This is a genomic window from Rothia nasimurium (assembly GCF_014217215.1).
In the GTDB taxonomy this organism is placed as follows: domain Bacteria; phylum Actinomycetota; class Actinomycetes; order Actinomycetales; family Micrococcaceae; genus Rothia; species Rothia avistercoris.
In genome coordinates this window covers 69,873-91,053 of the sequence record NZ_CP056080.1, presented here as the reverse complement: position 1 = coordinate 91,053, position 21,181 = coordinate 69,873, and the positions used below count along the sequence as shown (strand labels likewise).

Here is a 21,181-nt window from a genome sequence, read left to right as displayed (position 1 = left end):
AACCCTAAGACCTGTGAAGTACCTTACGGAAATATATAGCAAGGCAGCTTCACCACCTACCAACACCCACCCACTAGCACAGTGCTACCGTTATATCCATGACCCCTACCCCTACTTCACCGCGCAATGCCGGCCGCCCCAGCGCGTCCTTACTTACCTCGGATAAAATCACCGAAACTGCCCAGCAGCTCATGGCCACAGAGGGCGATTTCACCATGGCAAAGCTGGCGCGGGCACTGGGGGTCGCACCATCTTCCCTCTATAACCATGTGACCTCGCGCGATGAGGTACTGGCCGCCATTTCGGACCAGGTGGCGCAGGGCATCGACACACAGGCTTTGCAGGACGCCGCCGCCCAGGTTCGCGGCGGAATTGTCAGTGCTCTGGGGGCGCGGGCACTGTGGCTGGAGGCAACCGAGCGGTGGGCTAGATCGTATCGGCAGGCCTTTTCAGTGGCACCCGCGGTCGTGATGACGCTGGCGGTGACGCCGGTGCGCAGGGCACCTGCAACCCTGGCCATGTATGAGCAGGTAACTTCTGCCTTTACCGCCTTCGGCATGAGCCCCAGGCAGGCCCTGCTCACCGTAGAGGCTATCGAGGCCTTCCTCCTGGGGGCAGCAACGGACGTGCATGCACCGGTGGATATCTTTGACCCAGGTGACTATGCGGCCGAGCGCCCCACCATGGCTGAGGCCTACGAGGCACTGGGAGAAACCCCTCAGGACGAAGCCTTCACCATAGGCCTCTCGGCCCTGCTCACAGGGCTGAGTGCCATGCTGGGGGTTCATCGATAAAGAGCGGAGCGGTGCCAAAATACAAAAGTAGGCAGCCAGTGTGGGCTACCTACTTAAGAAAACTTATTGCGATAATACCGTGTTGCTTCACAGCAGTATGAGCTGACTACTGAACAGTACCGGTCTGCGTAGACAAATCCGCAGGGACGAGGTGAGTGGTAGTAGTAGAGCAATCCCCATCGATGGTGTAAATAAAGGAGAACTCAACACCATCCGTAGGGTCAATCTGATCTGTTGGGATAGTGGTAGTAACCGTAAAAGCCAGCGATGTAGAGCCAACGTGGTTGATAGTCAGAATGTCACCAGTCTGGTTCAAAGTAGCGCCGTTAACGTTACCCGCCAGAGTCATAGCGTCGCCGGTACCGGAAACCACAACAAGCTGCTTATAGCTTGCCGCGTCAGGAAAGTTATAGGAAACGGTGACGGTAACGTTAGTACCTGACGAATCAAGGGCGTGAGAAGTAGTGGCCTGGATGCCAGGGCAGGTGAAGGACGCTGCATAAGCAGGAACAGCTGCGGTGGCGACTACTATCAGGAGCAGCCCAGGCGCTCCCCTTATTACGGCGCGAAAGTGTGTGAGACATATTTTGTTTTCCCCTAAAAGTACTAAAAATCTTCATCATGGTAGCACTCTGAGAGAATTCTGACAGTAGTTAGATCAAAAATATCGGACCCGTCTAGACCGCACAGAAGCAAGCGTTCACCCCCCCTCAACCCACCGGACCTTCGCACTTTCTCACCCGTCACCGTCCAGCCGTGCAAAAATAGAGTCTATGAGTTTTGATTCGCACTCCGAACTTCCCCCGCACCTTTTAGCTCTCGCACACCTTACCCAGTGGCATTCAGAGGCTCATCATCAGCCCCTGGAGGTCCGTTTTACCGTACACAACACCGAACTAGACAGCGTCAACTGCGCCGTCACCGGCTCTCTAGGCACCCCTCCCCCAGTCGACTACGCCCGCTCTGCCACTGTCGCCGTCTACGAAATGACCCGCGCAGGGAACTTTGAGGGTTCCTATAACGTGCGTGTCAACTCATCGCCGGGCGGTCAAACCATCGTCAAGCAGATGCCGCTCTCTTCCACGCCTGAGCATGAAACTGACCACACTGAGGCACCTGCCCCTGATTCAGCGTCCACCGTCTCAAATAACGGGCTGCGGTTGCGCTCTGCCCTGCTTGCCCGCGGGCACAACTCCGGCTACTCACCTGCCGAAGTTGCCGCCGAAGAGAAACAGCGCGGCTTTACCTTCACCCCTGAGCTCAAGTTCTACCGGGCACTAGTACGCAACGGTGTGGTTGCCGAAGTCGCCGGGCAGAACGTTATCGCCTCCACCCCGCAGGCTGACTTTGGGGCGTCCACCCTCGATTCAGCTCCCTGGAAGGCGCCCGAAAAGACGGACGGCACCGTCCAGGCCGTCCTCAATCACACCCTGTGGATTGAAATTGCCAGCTCCCCCACCCATCTCTACGCCATTGACCTAGCGCCCGGTGCCCAGGGTACCGTGGGCCAGGTGATTGCGCGCAGGCGCGGTGAGGCTTCTGTGCCGGTTCAGGTTGCGCTCTCGTTGGCAGATTTTGTGACCGGCGAGCTGGTAGGCCAGGACGCCGGTAGCAACTCCCCCGACCCGGCAGCTGCCGTTGCCCCCAGGGCGGCGACAGGGGCGTCCACTCTCGCGCAGACTATCGCCTGGGTGGGCACCGTTGAGCCAGTCGCCCTCCCCGGCTTCCTGGGGTGGACGCTCGCCCCCACCGAAGCCCGTTACCGCACGGTTCTAGCCAAAATTGATCCCGAGTCAGCGACTGAGCCTGAGACTGCCGCAGCCGAAGAGCCCGCTAAAAGCGATGAAGCCCCCGCTCTAGCAGACGAACCCACCCCGACCAATAGCTCCGAGCCGGTGATTACCCCCGCAGCGCCGGTGGTTATTAAGTCGACCACGACCTCAGAAAACGCCTCTAGCCTCTTCACCACTCCGGATGCAGATGAGCCTGCTTCTGAGCCGACTGCCACCCCTGAACCGGGCACCTCACCCGAGGCCGAGGCGCTACCGGCGCCGCCCGCTCAGGAGCAGGACGAAAGTACCGCCAGCCCTCTGAGCCGGGCAGCAAGCGCCTACGCAGCGGCAGCGTTCTCCACTGACCTCCCCGTAACTAACGATGAGAAAACCCCGGATATCCGCGATATCGATCCCGGGGTGGCCCGTGTGCCTGCTTCTCCTGAGCAGAAGAACATCGCCAACACGATAGGAACCCTCGCTTTCGGCACCCCCGAAGAGCGCAAGGAGTACCAGACCACCGATACCGACGCTGTACCCAGCATTGCTGCCCGGGCTAAGAAGGTATCTCTGGCGGCTGAGTCGACTGAGCCCCAGCAGCCTGTGGATGAGACTGAGCAGAAGCAGGACGACCGCAGCCTGCGTTCAGCCCTGCGCAAGTTCTTTATCGGCGACTAGCTCATCTATACTGCGCTGACAAGGTAAGGCAGGCGGTGCACCCCGACTGGGGTGTGCCGCCTGACCTTTTCTGCGGGCGTTTACGAGCGTAGGCTGGTAGGGCACACCAACCAACGAACGGAGTAGCAGTGGCACGCCCCTCTCAAGACACCCTGGGTAGCACCCCCCTTGAAGTTTTCATCCCGGCTGCCGGTGAAAATCCGGACGACCCCGGCGACATCCAGCGTGACGCCTTCCTCACCGCCGCCCAGGAGCTGCTCGATGAGGGCCTAGATATTGCCGTCTACTCCACCGATTCCTACCCTTCTGCTTTTACCGACTGTGAGCCGGTAGCCGATCAGCTTGCTATGGCCGGGGCTGAGGTTCTGCCCATCTTGCTGGTGGAGGGTCTGGTCAAGGTGTCGTATATGTACCCTACCGCTGAGCAGCTTCGCCGCTTTTCCCATTTTGGCGAGGTAAAGCAGCCCAAGGTCAACGCCGCTGCAGCGGCTTGCGGCACCGGTGGTGCGGACGCCCCCGCAACGGTTCCTGCCGCGGAGCTGGCTGGCTTTGCTGCGGTGCTGGCAGGGGTGACCCCTAAGCCTGCCGGAGGCCCCGACATTGGCAACCGGGTCAACCTGATGGGAGGCCACGATTCTGCACCGGTTTCACAGGGGGCCGCTGCCGAATCAGGGCAGCCTGCGAAGCAGGCCTCGTGTGGCTGTGGCTGCGGGTGTGGCGACTAAAATATAGAGCCGACACATATTTTTCTAAGGAGTAGTCGATGATTGGTGCACGCGTAGAGCACAAGGATGAGTTCTTTATTGCGGGCTTCCGCGAGACCGTGAAGCAGGGCGCCGGCATTGGCGAGCTCTGGAAGAAGCTCACCGCCCACGCCGAGGCGCGGGGGGTGACCATGCCTGAGGTCCACTCGATGGGTGTGATTGTGGGGATGAACGCTGCCGGCGAGTTCGACTACATGGCGGGGATTCTGGTGGAGAACCTGGAAACCGCCCAGGCCCTGGGCCTCAATGCCCTTAAGGTGGACGGCGGTGAGTTCGCGGTGACGACCGTTGAGGGCCCGGTACCTATGAGCACTATGGCCGGGGTGGACCACCTGATGGGCACCTTCCTGCCCGCGTCAGGCTTTAAGCCCAATGGCCCGGTCTTTGAGGCATATGGGCCGGGTGACCCGTCCGCTGATGATTTTCAGATGCAGGTCTGGGTGCCGGTGAAGGCTGCATAGCCCTACTTTTTTCTTCTGATGACTAAAGCTGCCCCCTTACTACGTGAGGGGGCAGCTTTGCAGTTCTAGGTGTGATGTCCAGGGACGTTGTTCTGGCCCCCGCCCGTAATGATACCGTGCCGATTCAAGAAGTATCTGCCCAGACCGCTTGCCATTGAAATTGAAGGCATGTTAGAGTTTGGGGCATGTCGAGTCCCGAATCAAACAGGTCAGGGGTTGTCGGTCACACCGCCAGCCCCTTGAACCACTAGTTACGACGCCCACGATCTGTGTGGGCGTATGTCTGGCGTACCCGGGGCGCTGGCCGTGGTGACAAGAAGAACCATTTCTTGATCTTACACCTCGGAGTACTCGATGCCTTTTGTCCTTTACATACTTGCCCTGGCGGTCTTCGTCATGGGCACTTCAGAATTCATGCTCGCGGGATTGCTCCCCGCGATCGCGACCGAACTTGACGTCTCGGTCGGCACTGCGGGCCTGCTGACCTCCGCATTCGCAGTCGGTATGGTCGTCGGCGCGCCAGTGATGGCGGCATTCGCTCGCCGTTGGCCACCGCGGCTCACATTGATCGTTTGCCTTCTCGTGTTCGCGGGAAGCCACGTCATCGGAGCGATGACACCAGTGTTCTCTCTCCTGCTCATCACCCGGGTGCTCAGCGCTCTCGCAAACGCAGGATTCCTCGCCGTAGCACTGAGCATGGCCACTACCCTCGTGCCAGCGAACCAGAAGGGGCGTGCACTGTCGATCCTGCTCTCCGGCACGACGATCGCAACCGTCGTGGGCGTCCCCGCCGGGGCACTGCTCGGCACAGCGCTGGGCTGGCGAACGACGTTCTGGGCGATCGCCATCCTCTGTATTCCCGCGGCCGTTGGAGTCATTCGTGGCGTCACGAACAATGTTGGTCGGAGCGAGACTAGCGCGACCTCACCAAGGCTCCGTGTCGAGCTCAGCCAGTTGGCGACGCCGCGGCTCATCCTGGCCATGGCACTCGGAGCGCTGAACAACGGAGGGACCTTTGCGGCATTCACCTTCCTGGCACCCATCGTGACCGAGACCGCGGGCTTGGCCGAAGCGTGGGTGTCCGTCGCGCTGGTGATGTTCGGCATCGGATCGTTCCTTGGCATCACGATCGCAGGACGACTATCAGATCAACGACCTGGCCTCGTGCTCGCAGTCGGCGGACCGCTATTGCTGACAGGCTGGATCGTGTTGGCAGTGGTCGCATCTCATCCCGTTGCGCTTATCGTCCTCGTCCTCGTTCAGGGATTCCTGTCGTTCGGCGTCGGCAGTACTCTGATCACGCGTGTGCTGTATGCAGCATCGGGTGCGCCAACGATGGGCGGTTCGTACGCAACCGCAGCATTGAATATCGGAGCTGCAGCGGGGCCCGTGCTTGGTGCGCTCGGGCTCGCGACCGGGCTGGGGCTGCTCGCGCCGGTTTGGGTCGCTTCGGTGCTGACAGCGATCGCTCTCGTCATCATGCTTCTCACCAGACGCGCGCTTACGAAGACCGCGGCGGAGGCCAATTGATGACCCATCCGAACGCTCTTCTCACTCCTCGTGCCCGTCTCCGGTTAGCTCGGCTGATTGTCGAAGACGGCTATCCGGCCACGATCGCCGCAAAGATGTTCATGGTCTCCCCGATCACTGCCCGGAAATGGGCAGGCCGCTACCGGGAAGAGGGTGAGTTTGGGATGCAGGATCGCTCCAGCAAGCCGCACCGGATCCCAGGCAGGACGCCCGAGCATGTCAAGAAGAAGATCATCAACCTGCGCTGGCGGCTTCGACTGGGGCCAGCCCAGATCGCTGCGTGACTTGGTCTCTCGACGTCGACTGTTCACGCGGTCCTCGTCCGTTGCCGCGTGAACCGCCTCTCGCATATCGATCGTGTCACTGGCGAGCCATTGCGGCGATATGAGCATCCTCATCCGGGATCGTTGATTCATGTCGATGTCACGAAGTTCGGCAACATCCCCGACGGCGGTGGACATCGTTACGTAGGTCGGCAGCAAGGCGCACGGAACAAGCTCGCGACTCCGGGATTACCACGAGGAAAAGATCACAAGCCGCGCACCGGGACGGCGTTCGTTCACACAGTCATCGATGACCACTCCCGCGTCGCATACGCAGAAATCTGGTCGGATGAGCAGGCGAGCACAGCGGTGGGAGTTCTCGAACGCGCCGTGGCCTGGTTCGCCGAACGAGGCGTGACCGTCGAGCGAGTCCTATCCGACAACGGGTCGGCATACAGATCCCACGCATGGAGGGACTTCTGCGCTCGGCTCGGCATCCGACACAAGCGGACACGCCCCTACCGGCCGCAGACGAACGGGAAGATCGAGCGATTCCACCGCACGCTCGGGGACGGCTGGGCCTATGCCAGGTTTTACGGTTCAGAGGCCGAACGACGCCTGGCGCTGCCCGGCTGGCTCCACTTCTACAACCACCACCGACACCACTCTGCGATTGGCGGCGTACCCTTCGACCGACTCAACAACGTCCCTGGACATCACACCTAAAACTCGAAATCTAACGTCCGTTCGGGCATCGAGGTCCATGTCGGGGTGGGACGGGCCCGTGGCTTCAAGATCACTTGCAGTCCGACCGCGATGTCTTGGTTGCGCGAGAGGTTGTCGATATGGCTCTGTTGCAAAAATCGTGAAGCTTGAGCATGCTTGGCGGAGATTGGACGGACGGAACGATGACGGATTTCAAGTGGCGCCATTTCCAGGGTGATGTGATCCTGTGGGCGGTGCGCTGGTATTGTCGCTATCCGATCAGCTATCGCGACCTTGAGGAAATGCTGGCGGAACGCGGCATTTCGGTCGACCATACGACGATCTATCGCTGGGTCCAGTGCTACGCCCCGGAGATGGAGAAGCGGCTGCGCTGGTTCTGGCGGCGTGGCTTTGATCCGAGCTGGCGCCTGGATGAAACCTACGTCAAGGTGCGGGGCAAGTGGACCTACCTGTACCGGGCAGTCGACAAGCGGGGCGACACGATCGATTTCTACCTGTCGCCGACCCGCAGCGCCAAGGCAGCGAAGCGGTTCCTGGGCAAGGCCCTGCGAGGCCTGAAGCACTGGGAAAAGCCTGCCACGCTCAATACCGACAAAGCGCCGAGCTATGGTGCAGCGATCACCGAATTGAAGCGCGAAGGAAAGCTGGACCGGGAGACGGCCCACCGGCAGGTGAAGTATCTCAATAACGTGATCGAGGCCGATCACGGAAAGCTCAAGATACTGATCAAGCCGGTGCGCGGTTTCAAATCGATCCCCACGGCCTATGCCACGATCAAGGGATTCGAAGTCATGCGAGCCCTGCGCAAAGGACAGGCTCGCCCCTGGTGCCTGCAGCCCGGCATCAGGGGCGAGGTGCGCCTTGTGGAGAGAGCTTTTGGCATTGGGCCCTCGGCGCTGACGGAGGCCATGGGCATGCTCAACCACCATTTCGCAGCAGCCGCCTGATCGGCGCAGAGCGACAGCCTACCTCTGACTGCCGCCAATCTTTGCAACAGAGCCCACGCGACAGCTGCTCGCGCAGGCTGGGTGCCAAGCTCTCGGGTAACATCAAGGCCCGATCCTTGGAGCCCTTGCCCTCCCGCACGATGATCGTGCCGTGATCGAAATCCAGATCCTTGACCCGCAGTTGCAAACCCTCACTGATCCGCATGCCCGTTCCATACAGAAGCTGGGCGAACAAACGATGCTCGCCTTCCAGAAAACCGAGGATGCGAACCACTTCATCCGGGGTCAGCACCACCGGCAAGCGCCGCGACGGCCGAGGTCTTCCGATCTCCTGAAGCCAGGGCAGATCCGTGCACAGCACCTTGCCGTAGAAGAACAGCAAGGCCGCCAATGCCTGACGATGCGTGGAGACCGAAACCTTGCGCTCGTTCGCCAGCCAGGACAGAAATGCCTCGACTTCGCTGCTGCCCAAGGTTGCCGGGTGACGCACACCGTGGAAACGGATGAAGGCACGAACCCAGTTGACATAAGCCTGTTCGGTTCGTAAACTGTAATGCAAGTAGCGTATGCGCTCACGCAACTGGTCCAGAACCTTGACCGAACGCAGCGGTGGTAACGGCGCAGTGGCGGTTTTCATGGCTTGTTATGACTGTTTTTTTGTACAGTCTATGCCTCGGGCATCCAAGCAGCAAGCGCGTTACGCCGTGGGTCGATGTTTGATGTTATGGAGCAGCAACGATGTTACGCAGCAGGGCAGTCGCCCTAAAACAAAGTTAGGCATCACAAATCGTGACCAACAGCAACGATTCCGTCACACTGCGCCTCATGACTGAGCATGACCTTGCGATGCTCTATGAGTGGCTAAATCGATCTCATATCGTCGAGTGGTGGGGCGGAGAAGAAGCACGCCCGACACTTGCTGACGTACAGGAACAGTACTTGCCAAGCGTTTTAGCTCAAGAGTCCGTCACTCCATACATTGCAATGCTGAATGGAGAGCCGATTGGGTATGCCCAGTCGTACGTTGCTCTTGGAAGCGGGGACGGATGGTGGGAAGAAGAAACCGATCCAGGAGTACGCGGAATAGACCAGTTACTGGCGAATGCATCACAACTGGGCAAAGGCTTGGGAACCAAGCTGGTTCGAGCACTGGTTGAGTTGCTGTTCAATGATCCCGAGGTCACCAAGATCCAAACGGACCCGTCGCCGAGCAACTTGCGAGCGATCCGATGCTACGAGAAAGCGGGGTTTGAGAGGCAAGGTACCGTAACCACCCCAGATGGTCCAGCCGTGTACATGGTTCAAACACGCCAGGCATTCGAGCGAACACGCAGTGATGCCTAACCCTTCCATCGAGGGGGACGTCCAAGGGCTGGCGCCCTTGGCCGCCCCTCATGTCAAACGTTAGATGCACTAAGCACATAATTGCTCACAGCCAAACTATCAGGTCAAGTCTGCTTTTATTATTTTTAAGCGTGCATAATAAGCCCTACACAAATTGGGAGATATATCATGAAAGGCTGGCTTTTTCTTGTTATCGCAATAGTTGGCGAAGTAATCGCAACATCCGCATTAAAATCTAGCGAGGGCTTTACTAAGCTTGCCCCTTCCGCCGTTGTCATAATCGGTTATGGCATCGCATTTTATTTTCTTTCTCTGGTTCTGAAATCCATCCCTGTCGGTGTTGCTTATGCAGTCTGGTCGGGACTCGGCGTCGTCATAATTACAGCCATTGCCTGGTTGCTTCATGGGCAAAAGCTTGATGCGTGGGGCTTTGTAGGTATGGGGCTCATAATTGCTGCCTTTTTGCTCGCCCGATCCCCATCGTGGAAGTCGCTGCGGAGGCCGACGCCATGGTGACGGTGTTCGGCATTCTGAATCTCACCGAGGACTCCTTCTTCGATGAGAGCCGGCGGCTAGACCCCGCCGGCGCTGTCACCGCGGCGATCGAAATGCTGCGAGTCGGATCAGACGTCGTGGATGTCGGACCGGCCGCCAGCCATCCGGACGCGAGGCCTGTATCGCCGGCCGATGAGATCAGACGTATTGCGCCGCTCTTAGACGCCCTGTCCGATCAGATGCACCGTGTTTCAATCGACAGCTTCCAACCGGAAACCCAGCGCTATGCGCTCAAGCGCGGCGTGGGCTACCTGAACGATATCCAAGGATTTCCTGACCCTGCGCTCTATCCCGATATTGCTGAGGCGGACTGCAGGCTGGTGGTTATGCACTCAGCGCAGCGGGATGGCATCGCCACCCGCACCGGTCACCTTCGACCCGAAGACGCGCTCGACGAGATTGTGCGGTTCTTCGAGGCGCGGGTTTCCGCCTTGCGACGGAGCGGGGTCGCTGCCGACCGGCTCATCCTCGATCCGGGGATGGGATTTTTCTTGAGCCCCGCACCGGAAACATCGCTGCACGTGCTGTCGAACCTTCAAAAGCTGAAGTCGGCGTTGGGGCTTCCGCTATTGGTCTCGGTGTCGCGGAAATCCTTCTTGGGCGCCACCGTTGGCCTTCCTGTAAAGGATCTGGGTCCAGCGAGCCTTGCGGCGGAACTTCACGCGATCGGCAATGGCGCTGACTACGTCCGCACCCACGCGCCTGGAGATCTGCGAAGCGCAATCACCTTCTCGGAAACCCTCGCGAAATTTCGCAGTCGCGACGCCAGAGACCGAGGGTTAGATCATGCCTAGCATTCACCTTCCGGCCGCCCGCTAGCGGACCCTGGTCAGGTTCCGCGAAGGTGGGCGCAGACATGCTGGGCTCGTCAGGATCAAACTGCACTATGAGGCGGCGGTTCATACCGCGCCAGGGGAGCGAATGGACAGCGAGGAGCCTCCGAACGTTCGGGTCGCCTGCTCGGGTGATATCGACGAGGTTGTGCGGCTGATGCACGACGCTGCGGCGTGGATGTCCGCCAAGGGAACGCCCGCCTGGGACGTCGCGCGGATCGACCGGACATTCGCGGAGACCTTCGTCCTGAGATCCGAGCTCCTAGTCGGGGTCTGCTGAAGGTTTAGTTGACTCGGGTTTCTTTCTTTCACGCAGCCAAATCGACTGCGCTTCTCATTATGGTCTCAAACTCCACCGGTGTCAGTTTCCCTAAGCCTCGCTGCTTGCGTTTGCGATGATATTTTCCCTCCACCCACGACACAATCGCGAGTCGTAACTCCTGGCGTGTGGCCCATCGTTTCCGGTCAAGCACGTTCTTCTGCAGCAAGCTGAAAAAGGACTCCATGGCAGCGTTATCGCCACACGCCCCCACCCGACCCATCGACCCGCGCAGCCTGTACCGCTTCAGCGCTGCCTGGAATTTCCGGCTACGAAATTGGCTACCGCGATCGCTATGCACGATCACGTTTTCGGGGTATCCGCGCTGCATCAGTGCATTCTCGAGTGCTCTGACCGCGAGGCCTGCTTTCATGCGTTTATCGATCGCGTACCCCACGATCTTGTTCGAGCACACGTCTTTGAACGCGCACATGTACAGCTTGCCCTCGCCAGTCGGGTGTTCGGTGATATCGACAAGCCATTTCTCATCAAGCCCGGAAGCGGTGAAATCACGCTCGACCAGGTCATCGCCCACCGCTGCTCCAGCACGCTGATAGCGAGACTTGCGCTGGCTGATTGTGGAAGTAATACCCGCGACCTTGCACAGGCGCCACACGCGCCGCTCGCTGATCTCATAGCCCAGGTCATGGAGATCATCGGCAAGGACCCGGTAGCCACCCTCCGGGTCCTCATCGTGGAGTTCCCGTAACACCTCGGTCAGGTGGGCTTCTTCGGTTTCTCTTGCTGACACGGGCTGTTTCAGCCACTGATAATACGCCTGGGCAGAGAACCCCAACACCCTGCACGCCACCACGACGGGCACCCTGATACGGGCGCCCGGCGCAGCCATCTCGCGGACGAGAGGGTAGATCATTTTGGGGGCGTGATGTGAATCTGTGACAGGTATGCTGCCGCACGACGGAGTACCTCGTTCTCCTGCTCAAGGAGCCGGGTGCGCCGCATCAATTCACGAATCTGCGCGTTCTCTGACGCCGACACGGTGCTCGTGGCGGGCAGGCCCTGCTGGGTGCGTTCAGCGTCCTGGCACCACTTCGACAGCGATGATTTTGAGATGCCAAGATCGCGGTATACTTCCCGCTGTGACGCGCCTTCTGCCACGAGTGCGACCGCGTCCTTTTTGAACTCTTCTGAATACCTCATGGTGTGATCATTCTCTCTAACTCCACCCGCTCACGCGAGTGGACAAGAATCAATCAAACCTTCAGCTGACCCCAGCGCTGCTTTGGACTCACTTGGCTGGCTCCCGGGCCTGATCGAGGCCACGAGTCCGCCGGTGTGGTTGTACAACTGATACCAGTTGTCGAGTTCTTCGAACGCCGGAGCGGTGAACCATGCCGTGTACAGCCCGAGCGGATGGACGAAGTCCTCTTCCCGCCCAAAAGCGGCCGTCCGAACTGCCGAATGTAAGCCGTCGGCGCCGATGACGAAATCGAAACGCTGTGGGCGTGCGCCACGGAACGTGACATTCACGTAGTTCGAACTCTGCGCGAGCTCGGTGATGGTGTCGTTGAAGATCCACTCGATACCGTCACCGAGCTGTTGGTAGAGCAGGTCGACGAGATCGCCGCGGAGGATCTCGATCTCCGAGATGAATCCTTCTCCGCCGAACGCATCCGTCGGCATGGCGGCGCGTGTCTGGCCGTGTGCGTCGACCCAGGACATGCCCGCCTGCTCGAGGCCGATCGCACGCGCCCCATTGAGCAGCCCCATACGGTCGATGACTGTGCGTCCGGCGCCGCGCAGGTCGACGGCTTGACCGCCGGGCCGTGGGCTGGGAGCGATCTCGACGATCGTGACGGAGAATCCGTGCCTTCGAAGCCAGTAGGCGCATGCCAGTCCTGCGATGCTTGCGCCAGAGATGAGTACTCGTCGTTCATTCATATTCATGACGCCAAACCTAAGGAAGGCCTGAGATGGTGAGCAAGCTCGTACTAGTACAGCGATGCTGAGACCTGCTCCACTGTGACGGAATGGCAAGGTTCTCATCGCTTGCCAACGCTGGTGTTCTAGTACAGGATGGCAAGGGTGGGAACGTCATCTGCGGAGATCGCTGCCGAGCTGCGGGCGCAGATATTTGCTGGAGAATTGCGGCCCGGGGAGATGCTTCCTTCTGCCAGGGAGATCACTGGTACGTGGAATGTCGCAATTGCAACGGCCAGTCGTGTGCACGCACTACTGCGATCCGAGGGACTGGCGACACCGGTGCCCGGTGTCGGAACGGTCGTCGCGACAACGGCACCAGGGGCAAGGGGTGGGCGCAGCTCACGAGACGCACCCCAGCACCCACAACGGCGGCAGCATGTGCAGCGTCCGGTGCCGGAAGCAGATGATGCCGTTGCGGAACGCATCGTAACTGCCGCTGTTTCCATCGCCGATGTCGAGGGTATTGACTCGCTTTCGATGCGGAGGGTCGCGAATGTGGTCCATATGGGGTCGGCCACGCTATATCGGTTCTACCCGAGCCAGGAACATCTGCTTTTCGCGATGATGGATCGTGCGCTTCGCGATTGGTCTGCGGGTGATGAAGTCGGGACCTGGCGTGAAGATCTGATCCGCGGACATCGAGAGCTGTGGCGAGTGTTCCGACGGCATCCGTGGCTTGCTCCGCAGCTTTCCGTCACACGCCCGCAATTAGTGCCCGCAGCACTCGTCTTCGCAGAGTGGGTGATTCGAACACTCACTCGGGCGGGTATCAGTGCCGAAGAAGCGATGGAGACGCACATTCTGCTCTTCACGCAGGCGCGAGGCACGGCAATTTTGCTCGAGCCCGAAACAGAGGCAGAATCTATCACCGGTGTCGATGCAGATACCTGGATCGATGAGCGTATCGACAAACTCGAGCAACTCAGTTCGAATGAGAACCACGCCGCGCTGAAATCCTTGATCGGCTCGGGTTATGCCCTCGATCTTGATCGTGCCTATGAGCGCGGTCTGGCGCTTATGGTGGACGGGATCTTTTCCCGTCTCGCGCGAACCCGCTGAGCGTCGAATGAGGTCACGATTCGCTCGAGGTCAATGACGCTGTGCGGGAGTGAGAGAATCCGTCGATCAGTGCTGTCAGGCCGAAATCGAATTCCCGGTCGCGTTCAGGAACGCTCGCATTGCCGACCTCTGCGGTTTGCTCCTCCAGTACGACACCGACGGTGTATCGGCTGACCGCGATGAGCATGCTGATGGCTGTCTGTTCATCGAATCCCTGAGACACGAGAAGCCCGACTTGCTGACCGGAAGCCTCAGCTCCTTCGTCGGTGTCGTCGCCGGATGGTCTGCGGTGGTGCTCAGCGTGGAGACGCGCACCGTCACGGACCGCGTGTAGTGCGTGGCGGAAACTTCTTGCGTTTCGCAAGAGAAATGCGTCCCATTTCTCGTCGGACTCGGGGAAGGAAGCGTGATGCTCTCGGTCAAGCACGTCGCTCGCCAGCGCTGCGAGGAGTTCGGCCTTCGTGCGGAAGTGCCAGTAGAGGCCGGGCTGCTGTACCTGTAAGTGAGCCGCCAGCGCGCGAGTGGTGAAGCCATCGAGCCCAGTCTCGTCGAGCACCTGCCGGGCCCCGAGCAACACGGACGTGCGGTCGAGACGCTTCCGGTGGTGAGTCATAGTTGCACTTTATCATCGATAACTTTATCTTAGATAAAGTGACTGCTCGCTACTCTCATCGTGGAATCCTGACAGCCGTGCTCATCACGGCGACCCTCGATGCTGCAGGGCTGGGCCTCGTGATGCCGATCTTGCCTACCCTTCTCGACCAGGTCGGTGCCCCCGACGACATGATCCCACTGCACGTCGGACTACTGACAGCGCTCTATGCGATCATGCAGTTTCTTTGCGCCCCGATCCTTGGCCGACTCTCTGACCGTTTCGGACGCCGCCGCGTGCTTGTCGCCTCCCTCGCAGGCGCGACGATCGACTACCTCGTGCTCGCACTGACGGACACGCTGTGGGTCTTTTACATCGCCCGCGCGGTTGCAGGCATTACCGGCGCCACGAACGCCGTCACCGCGACGGTGATCGCCGACATTACTCCGCCGGATCAGCGCGCAAAACGCTACGGGTGGCTCGGCGCATGCTACGGCGGTGGCATGATCGCGGGTCCCGCCATTGGCGGTCTTTTCGGCGGGGTCTCACCGCATCTGCCATTCCTCGTCGCCGCCGCGCTCGCCGGAATCACCCTCGTACTCAGCGCGAGTCTTCTGCGTGAGACGCGGCCACCGGGCAGCAACGGCTCGCACGCACAGCAACCCGGTACGGCGAAGCGAACCGCAGTGCCGGGGATGCTTATCCTTCTCGCAGTCTTCGGCATCGTGCAGTTCATCGGCCAAGCACCAGGCTCCACCTGGGTGCTCTTCACGCAGCAGCGCCTCGACTGGAACCCCGTCGAAGTCGGCGTTTCGCTATCCATCTTCGGAATGGTGCAAGTATTCGTGCAGGCGGCACTGACCGGACGCATCGTGTCCCGGATCGGCGAGACCCGGGCGATCCTCGTCGGTATCGCCGCAGACGCCATTGGGCTCATCGGCCTTGCCCTCATCGCCAGCACATGGGCGATGCTACCGATCCTCGCAGCGCTCGGACTCGGCAGCATCACGTTGCCCGCACTGCAGACGCTGCTCTCGAGACGCGCGCCCGAGCAGCAGCAGGGACGCCTGCAGGGAACACTTGCAAGCCTGAACAGCCTCACCTCGATCATCGGCCCGGTCACCTTCACCGGCATTTTCGCACTCACCCGAACGAATGCAGACGGCACCCTCTGGATCTGCGCCGCAGCGCTCTACGTTCTCTGCGCCCTCCTGATGATCCGTGAGACATGCGCCTCACGGCGATCTCGATAACCGCGCTAAGGTGCCATCCCGATGCGACGGGATCGCTCTGCCACCAGTCAAGTCTCCCGTAGCCGGTATGAGCTGACAAGCACGGATATGGTGACTCGCTCGGGCAGGTCGTCGTCCGAGACCTCTGCCGGGGTGATGTGCCGCGCACTCGGCGTCATTCCGAGCAGATCGCGAGCCGTTTGCGGTTCAATCTCTGCGATGTAGCCGACGTGTTGATCTCGCTCCTGTTCGAAGAACGGTGCCAGGGCGTCATGCAGGCGTTGCTCCTTGGAAACATCGATAGTCACCGAGTCGGGCACATCGCGGCGCAACTCGGCCAGGTGGTCGACCGTCGGACGCACCACGATCAGGCTGCCGTTCGGGCGGAGGACCCGGTGAAACTCGCCGGGGTTGCGCGGAGCGAACATGTTCAGCACAGCATCCACCGACTGGTCGGCCAACGGATACGGGCGGAACACGTCCCAGCTCGCTGCGGCTGCTCGCTCGTGGACGCGCGCAGCGACCCGCAGCGCACGCACCGAGGAGTCAAGCCCCAGGCCGCGAGCCCCGGTCACTTTGTCGAGCGCACCGGCGAGGTAGTAGCCGGTACCACAGCCAACATCGAGAACTATGCCATCACGAGGGATCGTATGAGACACCATCGTCGAGACGGCCCGGCGTATCGGCTCGTAGGCGCCGGTCGCGAGGAAACGTTCTCGAGCTTGGATCATCGGCGCATCATCCCCGCTGATCGCATTAGTCCCAGACAGTAGGCTGACGTAGCCGTGCCGAGCGATGTTGAAGGTGTGTCGCTGACGACAACGCAGTGCCCCCGGTGTCAGTTCGAGGCGACCGGCGCAGATCGGGCACCGGAGTGAGTCACGGATAGCGCTGAGGCCAGGTGCGGCCAGGGCTGACATGATGGTCTACCTCTCTTCGGTCGAACGACGGTGTCAAAGACGATCTCGGCCTTCTGGGGGCGAGACAACGACTCTCACACAGTCATCGGCGGTCTTGTGGGATCCGGAGTTGGAAAGTTGGTTGAAGTCTTAGGAGCCGTCTTGCACATTTACGGGTACAGGACTGCCTTACACGGGGTATCCGTAGCGAAGTAGCAAGATGATTCCGGACGCAATCGCGAAGACGAGAAACGTCAAAGCAATCCAGGGGCATGCCCAGCGGCTGGTCGCATACGTACCACGACATGCTGAATATCTTCCAGGAAGGACTTGGTCACGCGAGTATTCCACAGGTAGAGAGCGTCGGGATCCGAGTGGAAGCTGTAGGTTTTCATCCGCTCGGATGAAAACCAAGCCTCAAGATCACTAACCGGATTATTCTTGGATGACATACGTACCAGTGTTACACTTGGAACCGAAGGCCCCGGAGCGATCCCCTGCGTTTTAGACGCACATCACCGGGGTTATTGATTTTTCTTGGCCCGCCTCCCCAGAGGAATTCTCCTCTCGGAACTATTTCCTCTGTTTGCGGCGTCGCGGCGGAACTGCCCCACGGCTTTCGAAGAGGCTGACCATCTGAGCAACAGACAGGTCAGAGGGCAGCTGATGCGAATGCACACCGGACCGCTCGGCCCATTTCCGCGCCGCCTGTCGAGAGGGAAATATCTTCGCTTGGGTGACGATATCGACGATCCCACGACCCTTCCCCGTATAGACGGCGTGCACTAGAGCTTGGAACGCCTTTCGCTTTCCAACTGGTACCAACATTTTAGGACGGCGTCGGATGTGCAAAACGCCACCATCCACACTAGGACGAGGGGTAAACGCCTCCCGGCTAACACGTTCTCCAAGCTCAAAAGTGAACCACGGAGCCCACTGGGCGGTCATCATGGTTGACGCACCGACGCCAGCACGTCGGCGGGCAACCTCCCACTGCATAAGCAGCACAGCGTCGGTCCAGCCTGGGGCGCGAAGAAGGCGCCGCAAGATGGATGTGGTGATATGAAACGGGATGTTACCAACAATCACATGAGGGTGGGCTGGCAGACGGTATCTCAGAAAATCTTCGTTGATGACAGTCACAGCATCGTCAAGTTCCCGCCGCAGCGCACCTGCCAGCGCGGGGTCAATTTCAACAGCTGTGAGAGATCGTCCCGTACAAGACAACGGATGAGTCAGCGCTCCTTGGCCGGGACCAATCTCAATCAAGGGGCCGCTAGTGCTTCCCACACGCTCCAAGAGAGAGGCGATAACGCGGGAGTCAGTGAGAAAGTTCTGGCCGTTTTCGTGACGACCACGAGAATATGCAGACATGGGATGCTCCGAAAAGAAGAGTTTTGGAGCCGGGTATGGCAAAATGACAGCCCGGCTTAGTGACCGGAGCGGTGACCACTACTGGAAGGTCAACCGCTGTTAGCGGTTGCGGCGCAACCGCATCGAAGCAGTTCCTAAAATCAACATGTTCTCGACATTAGCATCCGTTGTATTCAGGGTCAAGTCCGACGGAGTGGTGTTTCTGCCTTTCGTTGAAACAAGCAGTGTGATGGCGCCCCAAACCTTCATAGCTATAGAAGCAGCTTTCTTCTCTCCGAGAACTCAACCCAAACGAGGATCAATCGGCTCGATGTTATACATCTTCTAATCCTTACTTTCGTCCCTTAGTCAACGCTTGGCACGAGTTTCCTTCGGAGGCTCTGTTGCAAAAATCGTGAAGCTTGAGCATGCTTGGCGGAGATTGGACGGACGGAACGATGACGGATTTCAAGTGGCGCCATTTCCAGGGTGATGTGATCCTGTGGGCGGTGCGCTGGTATTGTCGCTATCCGATCAGCTATCGCGACCTTGAGGAAATGCTGGCGGAACGCGGCATTTCGGTCGACCATACGACGATCTATCGCTGGGTCCAGTGCTACGCCCCGGAGATGGAGAAGCGGCTGCGCTGGTTCTGGCGGCGTGGCTTTGATCCGAGCTGGCGCCTGGATGAAACCTACGTCAAGGTGCGGGGCAAGTGGACCTACCTGTACCGGGCAGTCGACAAGCGGGGCGACACGATCGATTTCTACCTGTCGCCGACCCGCAGCGCCAAGGCAGCGAAGCGGTTCCTGGGCAAGGCCCTGCGAGGCCTGAAGCACTGGGAAAAGCCTGCCACGCTCAATACCGACAAAGCGCCGAGCTATGGTGCAGCGATCACCGAATTGAAGCGCGAAGGAAAGCTGGACCGGGAGACGGCCCACCGGCAGGTGAAGTATCTCAATAACGTGATCGAGGCCGATCACGGAAAGCTCAAGATACTGATCAAGCCGGTGCGCGGTTTCAAATCGATCCCCACGGCCTATGCCACGATCAAGGGATTCGAAGTCATGCGAGCCCTGCGCAAAGGACAGGCTCGCCCCTGGTGCCTGCAGCCCGGCATCAGGGGCGAGGTGCGCCTTGTGGAGAGAGCTTTTGGCATTGGGCCCTCGGCGCTGACGGAGGCCATGGGCATGCTCAACCACCATTTCGCAGCAGCCGCCTGATCGGCGCAGAGCGACAGCCTACCTCTGACTGCCGCCAATCTTTGCAACAGAGCCACCCAGTGGACATAAGCCTGTTCGGTTCGTAAGCTATAATGCAAGTAGCGTATGCGCTCACGCAACTGGTCCAGAACCTTGACCGAACGCAGCGGTGGTAACGGCGCAGTGGCGGTTTTCATGGCTTGTTATGACTGTTTTTTTGTACAGTCTATGCCTCGGGCATCCAAGCAGCAAGCGCGTTACGCCGTGGGTCGATGTTTGATGTTATGGAGCAGCAACGATGTTACGCAGCAGGGCAGTCGCCCTAAAACAAAGTTAACCCAAAGGAGTATCGTGAAAATATCACTAATGGCTGCAAAAGCAAGAAATGGGGTTATTGGCTGCGGCTCGGATATCCCGTGGAACGCTAAAGGTGAGCAGCTGCTTTTTAAAGCAATAACTTACAATCAATGGCTCTTAGTCGGCCGTAAAACATTTGAGGCAATGGGGGCTCTCCCAAATAGAAAGTATGCAGTTGTCAGCCGCTCAGGATCGGTAGCTACTAACGATGATGTGGTTGTGTTTCCATCTATAGAAGCAGCAATGAGGGAGCTAAAGACTCTTACGAACCATGTTGTTGTTTCTGGTGGTGGAGAGATCTACAAGAGTCTGATCGCCCATGCCGACACGCTACATATCTCGACAATAGATTCCGAGCCAGAGGGCAATGTTTTCTTTCCGGAAATCCCCAAAGAGTTCAATGTGGTATTCGAGCAGGAATTTCATTCAAATATAAATTATCGCTATCAAATCTGGCAAAGGGGTTAACCATCCAAGCCATCGGACACATTTTGCTTCGCTGCGCTCAAAACGCAAAATGTGCCGCTGCTTAGCGGCGTTAGATGCACTAAGCACATAATTGCTCACAGCCAAACTATCAGGTCAAGTCTGCTTTTATTATTTTTAAGCGTGCATAATAAGCCCTACACAAATTGGGAGTTAGACATCATGAGCAACGCAGTGCCCGCCGAGATTTCGGTACAGCTATCACAGGCACTCAACGTCATCGAGCATCATCTGGGATCGACGTTGCTGGCCGTGCATTTGTACGGCTCTGCACTCGACGGTGGCCTGAAGCCATGCAGTGATATTGATTTGCTGGTTACTGTGACTGCACAGCTCGATGAGACTGTGCGGCAGGCTCTGTTCGTAGATTTCCTGGAAGTTTCCGCTTCTCCCGGCCAAAGTGAAGCTCTCCGTGCCTTGGAAGTTACCATCGTCGTGTACGGCGATGTTGTTCCTTGGCGTTATCCAGCCAGACGGGAACTGCAATTTGGAGAATGGCAGCGCAATGACATTCTTGCGGGTATCTTCGAGCCAGCCATGATCGACATTGATCTAGCTATCCTGCTTACAAAAGCAAGAGAACATAGCGTTGCCTTGGTAGGTCCGGCAGCGGAGGAATTCTTTGACCCGGTTCCTGAACAGGATCTATTCGAGGCGCTGAGGGAAACCTTGAAGCTATGGAACTCGCAGCCCGACTGGGCCGGCGATGAGCGAAATGTAGTGCTTACGTTGTCCCGCATTTGGTACAGCGCAATAACCGGCAAAATCGCGCCGAAGGATGTCGCTGCCGACTGGGCAATAAAACGCCTACCTGCCCAGTATCAGCCCGTCTTACTTGAAGCTAAGCAAGCTTATCTGGGACAAAAAGAAGATCACTTGGCCTCACGCGCAGATCACTTGGAAGAATTTATTCGCTTTGTGAAAGGCGAGATCATCAAGTCAGTTGGTAAATGATGTCTAACAATTCGTTCAAGCCGACCGCGCTACGCGCGGCGGCTTAACTCCGGCGTTAGATGCACTAAGCACATAATTGCTCACAGCCAAACTATCAGGTCAAGTCTGCTTTTATTA

Annotated in this window: 19 protein-coding genes and 6 pseudogenes; 18 read left to right on the top strand and 7 right to left on the bottom strand. The window is 58.8% G+C overall.

Annotation, left to right across the window (positions count from 1 at the left end):
- Positions 1–98: 98 nt before the first annotated feature.
- The 8 genes and pseudogenes from HWU94_RS00455 to HWU94_RS00420 all read left to right on the top strand — a co-directional run bounded on the left by HWU94_RS00455 (position 99) and on the right by HWU94_RS00420 (position 7,935).
- Positions 99–794 (top strand): TetR/AcrR family transcriptional regulator, encoded by a 696-nt coding sequence (locus HWU94_RS00455; RefSeq protein WP_185173826.1) that lies wholly within the window; start codon positions 99–101, stop codon positions 792–794.
- 773 nt (positions 795–1,567) lie between these two features.
- Positions 1,568–3,244 carry a hypothetical protein gene (locus HWU94_RS00450; RefSeq protein WP_185173825.1) on the top strand — a complete coding sequence of 559 codons (1,677 nt, stop codon included), beginning with the start codon at positions 1,568–1,570 and terminating at the stop codon, positions 3,242–3,244.
- A gap of 128 nt (positions 3,245–3,372) precedes the next feature.
- Positions 3,373–3,969 carry an arsenic metallochaperone ArsD family protein gene (locus tag HWU94_RS00445; protein ID WP_185173824.1) on the top strand — a complete coding sequence of 199 codons (597 nt, stop codon included), beginning with the start codon at positions 3,373–3,375 and terminating at the stop codon, positions 3,967–3,969.
- 38 nt (positions 3,970–4,007) lie between these two features.
- Positions 4,008–4,469 carry a GyrI-like domain-containing protein gene (locus tag HWU94_RS00440; protein ID WP_135013458.1) on the top strand — a complete coding sequence of 154 codons (462 nt, stop codon included), beginning with the start codon at positions 4,008–4,010 and terminating at the stop codon, positions 4,467–4,469.
- A gap of 279 nt (positions 4,470–4,748) precedes the next feature.
- The gene (locus tag HWU94_RS11725) at positions 4,749–4,802 is read left to right on the top strand and encodes a chloramphenicol resistance leader peptide (RefSeq protein WP_011113070.1); all 54 of its coding nucleotides are present in this window, start codon (positions 4,749–4,751) and stop codon (positions 4,800–4,802) included.
- 21 nt (positions 4,803–4,823) lie between these two features.
- Entirely contained in the window at positions 4,824–5,999 is a 1,176-nt protein-coding gene (gene cmx / locus HWU94_RS00430; protein WP_185173821.1) for a chloramphenicol efflux MFS transporter Cmx, read from the top strand.
- A pseudogene (locus HWU94_RS00425) lies at positions 5,999–6,988 on the top strand (IS481-like element IS5564 family transposase). The gene cmx and the pseudogene HWU94_RS00425 overlap by 1 nt, the downstream one beginning before the upstream one ends.
- Positions 6,989–7,170: 182 nt before the next feature.
- Complete coding sequence (locus HWU94_RS00420; RefSeq protein ID WP_001389365.1) at positions 7,171–7,935, top strand: IS6-like element IS6100 family transposase; 765 nt, start codon at positions 7,171–7,173, stop codon at positions 7,933–7,935.
- 55 nt (positions 7,936–7,990) lie between these two features.
- On the opposite strand, the pseudogene intI1 reads toward HWU94_RS00420, so the two are convergent.
- Positions 7,991–8,572: pseudogene (intI1, locus tag HWU94_RS00415) on the bottom strand (class 1 integron integrase IntI1); the annotation flags it as partial.
- Between the two features lie 152 nt (positions 8,573–8,724).
- Here intI1 and HWU94_RS00410 point away from each other — a divergent pair.
- The 4 genes and pseudogenes from HWU94_RS00410 to HWU94_RS00395 all read left to right on the top strand — a co-directional run.
- Entirely contained in the window at positions 8,725–9,279 is a 555-nt protein-coding gene (locus tag HWU94_RS00410) for an aminoglycoside N-acetyltransferase AAC(6')-Ib3 (RefSeq protein WP_032488579.1), read from the top strand.
- A gap of 168 nt (positions 9,280–9,447) precedes the next feature.
- The gene (locus HWU94_RS00405; protein WP_000679427.1) at positions 9,448–9,795 is read left to right on the top strand and encodes a quaternary ammonium compound efflux SMR transporter QacE delta 1; all 348 of its coding nucleotides are present in this window, start codon (positions 9,448–9,450) and stop codon (positions 9,793–9,795) included.
- A complete protein-coding gene (gene sul1 / locus HWU94_RS00400; RefSeq protein ID WP_000259031.1) occupies positions 9,789–10,628 on the top strand; it encodes a sulfonamide-resistant dihydropteroate synthase Sul1 in 840 nt (279 codons plus the stop codon). Before HWU94_RS00405 ends, sul1 begins: the two co-directional genes overlap by 7 nt.
- Before the next feature lie 127 nt (positions 10,629–10,755).
- Positions 10,756–10,944: pseudogene (locus HWU94_RS00395) on the top strand (GNAT family N-acetyltransferase); the annotation flags it as partial.
- A 31-nt stretch (positions 10,945–10,975) separates the two neighbouring features.
- On the opposite strand, the gene HWU94_RS00390 reads toward HWU94_RS00395, so the two are convergent.
- Positions 10,976–12,147 (bottom strand): IS3 family transposase gene (locus HWU94_RS00390; protein ID WP_185173823.1). Its coding sequence is split into 2 segments (ribosomal slippage): positions 10,976–11,871 and positions 11,871–12,147, totalling 1,173 coding nucleotides; the frame shifts between segments, so codons are not numbered across the junction.
- A gap of 30 nt (positions 12,148–12,177) precedes the next feature.
- Positions 12,178–12,894 (bottom strand): FAD-dependent monooxygenase, encoded by a 717-nt coding sequence (locus HWU94_RS00385; protein WP_170967708.1) that lies wholly within the window; start codon positions 12,892–12,894, stop codon positions 12,178–12,180.
- Between the two features lie 129 nt (positions 12,895–13,023).
- Between HWU94_RS00385 and HWU94_RS11720 the strand changes: the two are divergent.
- Both HWU94_RS11720 and HWU94_RS00380 read left to right on the top strand, forming a co-directional pair.
- A pseudogene (locus HWU94_RS11720) lies at positions 13,024–13,221 on the top strand (GntR family transcriptional regulator); the annotation flags it as partial.
- 87 nt (positions 13,222–13,308) lie between these two features.
- The gene (locus HWU94_RS00380) at positions 13,309–13,989 is read left to right on the top strand and encodes a TetR/AcrR family transcriptional regulator (RefSeq protein ID WP_049620402.1); all 681 of its coding nucleotides are present in this window, start codon (positions 13,309–13,311) and stop codon (positions 13,987–13,989) included.
- Between the two features lie 13 nt (positions 13,990–14,002).
- On the opposite strand, the gene HWU94_RS00375 is transcribed toward HWU94_RS00380, so the two are convergent.
- The gene (locus tag HWU94_RS00375; protein WP_010889966.1) at positions 14,003–14,602 is read right to left on the bottom strand and encodes a TetR/AcrR family transcriptional regulator C-terminal domain-containing protein; all 600 of its coding nucleotides are present in this window, start codon (positions 14,600–14,602) and stop codon (positions 14,003–14,005) included.
- Between the two features lie 38 nt (positions 14,603–14,640).
- Here HWU94_RS00375 and tet(Z) point away from each other — a divergent pair, with 38 nt between their 5' ends.
- Complete coding sequence (gene tet(Z), locus HWU94_RS00370) at positions 14,641–15,834, top strand: tetracycline efflux MFS transporter Tet(Z) (protein WP_185174693.1); 1,194 nt, start codon at positions 14,641–14,643, stop codon at positions 15,832–15,834.
- Between the two features lie 47 nt (positions 15,835–15,881).
- Here tet(Z) and HWU94_RS00365 read toward each other — a convergent pair whose 3' ends face one another.
- Positions 15,882–16,733 (bottom strand): putative RNA methyltransferase, encoded by an 852-nt coding sequence (locus tag HWU94_RS00365; protein ID WP_010889964.1) that lies wholly within the window; start codon positions 16,731–16,733, stop codon positions 15,882–15,884.
- Positions 16,734–17,285: 552 nt separating this feature from the next.
- Positions 17,286–18,086 carry a 23S rRNA (adenine(2058)-N(6))-methyltransferase Erm(56)' gene (erm(56), locus tag HWU94_RS00360; protein ID WP_129546809.1) on the bottom strand — a complete coding sequence of 267 codons (801 nt, stop codon included), beginning with the start codon at positions 18,084–18,086 and terminating at the stop codon, positions 17,286–17,288.
- Between the two features lie 437 nt (positions 18,087–18,523).
- Between erm(56) and HWU94_RS00355 the strand changes: the two genes are divergently transcribed.
- Positions 18,524–19,288, top strand: coding sequence for an IS6-like element IS6100 family transposase (locus HWU94_RS00355; protein WP_001389365.1), 765 nt, complete (start codon positions 18,524–18,526; stop codon positions 19,286–19,288).
- Positions 19,289–19,334: 46 nt separating this feature from the next.
- Here HWU94_RS00355 and HWU94_RS00350 read toward each other — a convergent pair.
- Positions 19,335–19,464: pseudogene (locus HWU94_RS00350) on the bottom strand (integrase); the annotation flags it as partial.
- A gap of 154 nt (positions 19,465–19,618) precedes the next feature.
- On the opposite strand from HWU94_RS00350, the gene dfrA27 reads away from it, so the two are divergent.
- A complete protein-coding gene (gene dfrA27 / locus HWU94_RS00345; protein WP_001749985.1) occupies positions 19,619–20,092 on the top strand; it encodes a trimethoprim-resistant dihydrofolate reductase DfrA27 in 474 nt (157 codons plus the stop codon).
- Positions 20,093–20,272: 180 nt separating this feature from the next.
- A pseudogene (locus HWU94_RS00340) lies at positions 20,273–21,111 on the top strand (AadA family aminoglycoside 3''-O-nucleotidyltransferase).
- Positions 21,112–21,181 lie beyond the last annotated feature (70 nt).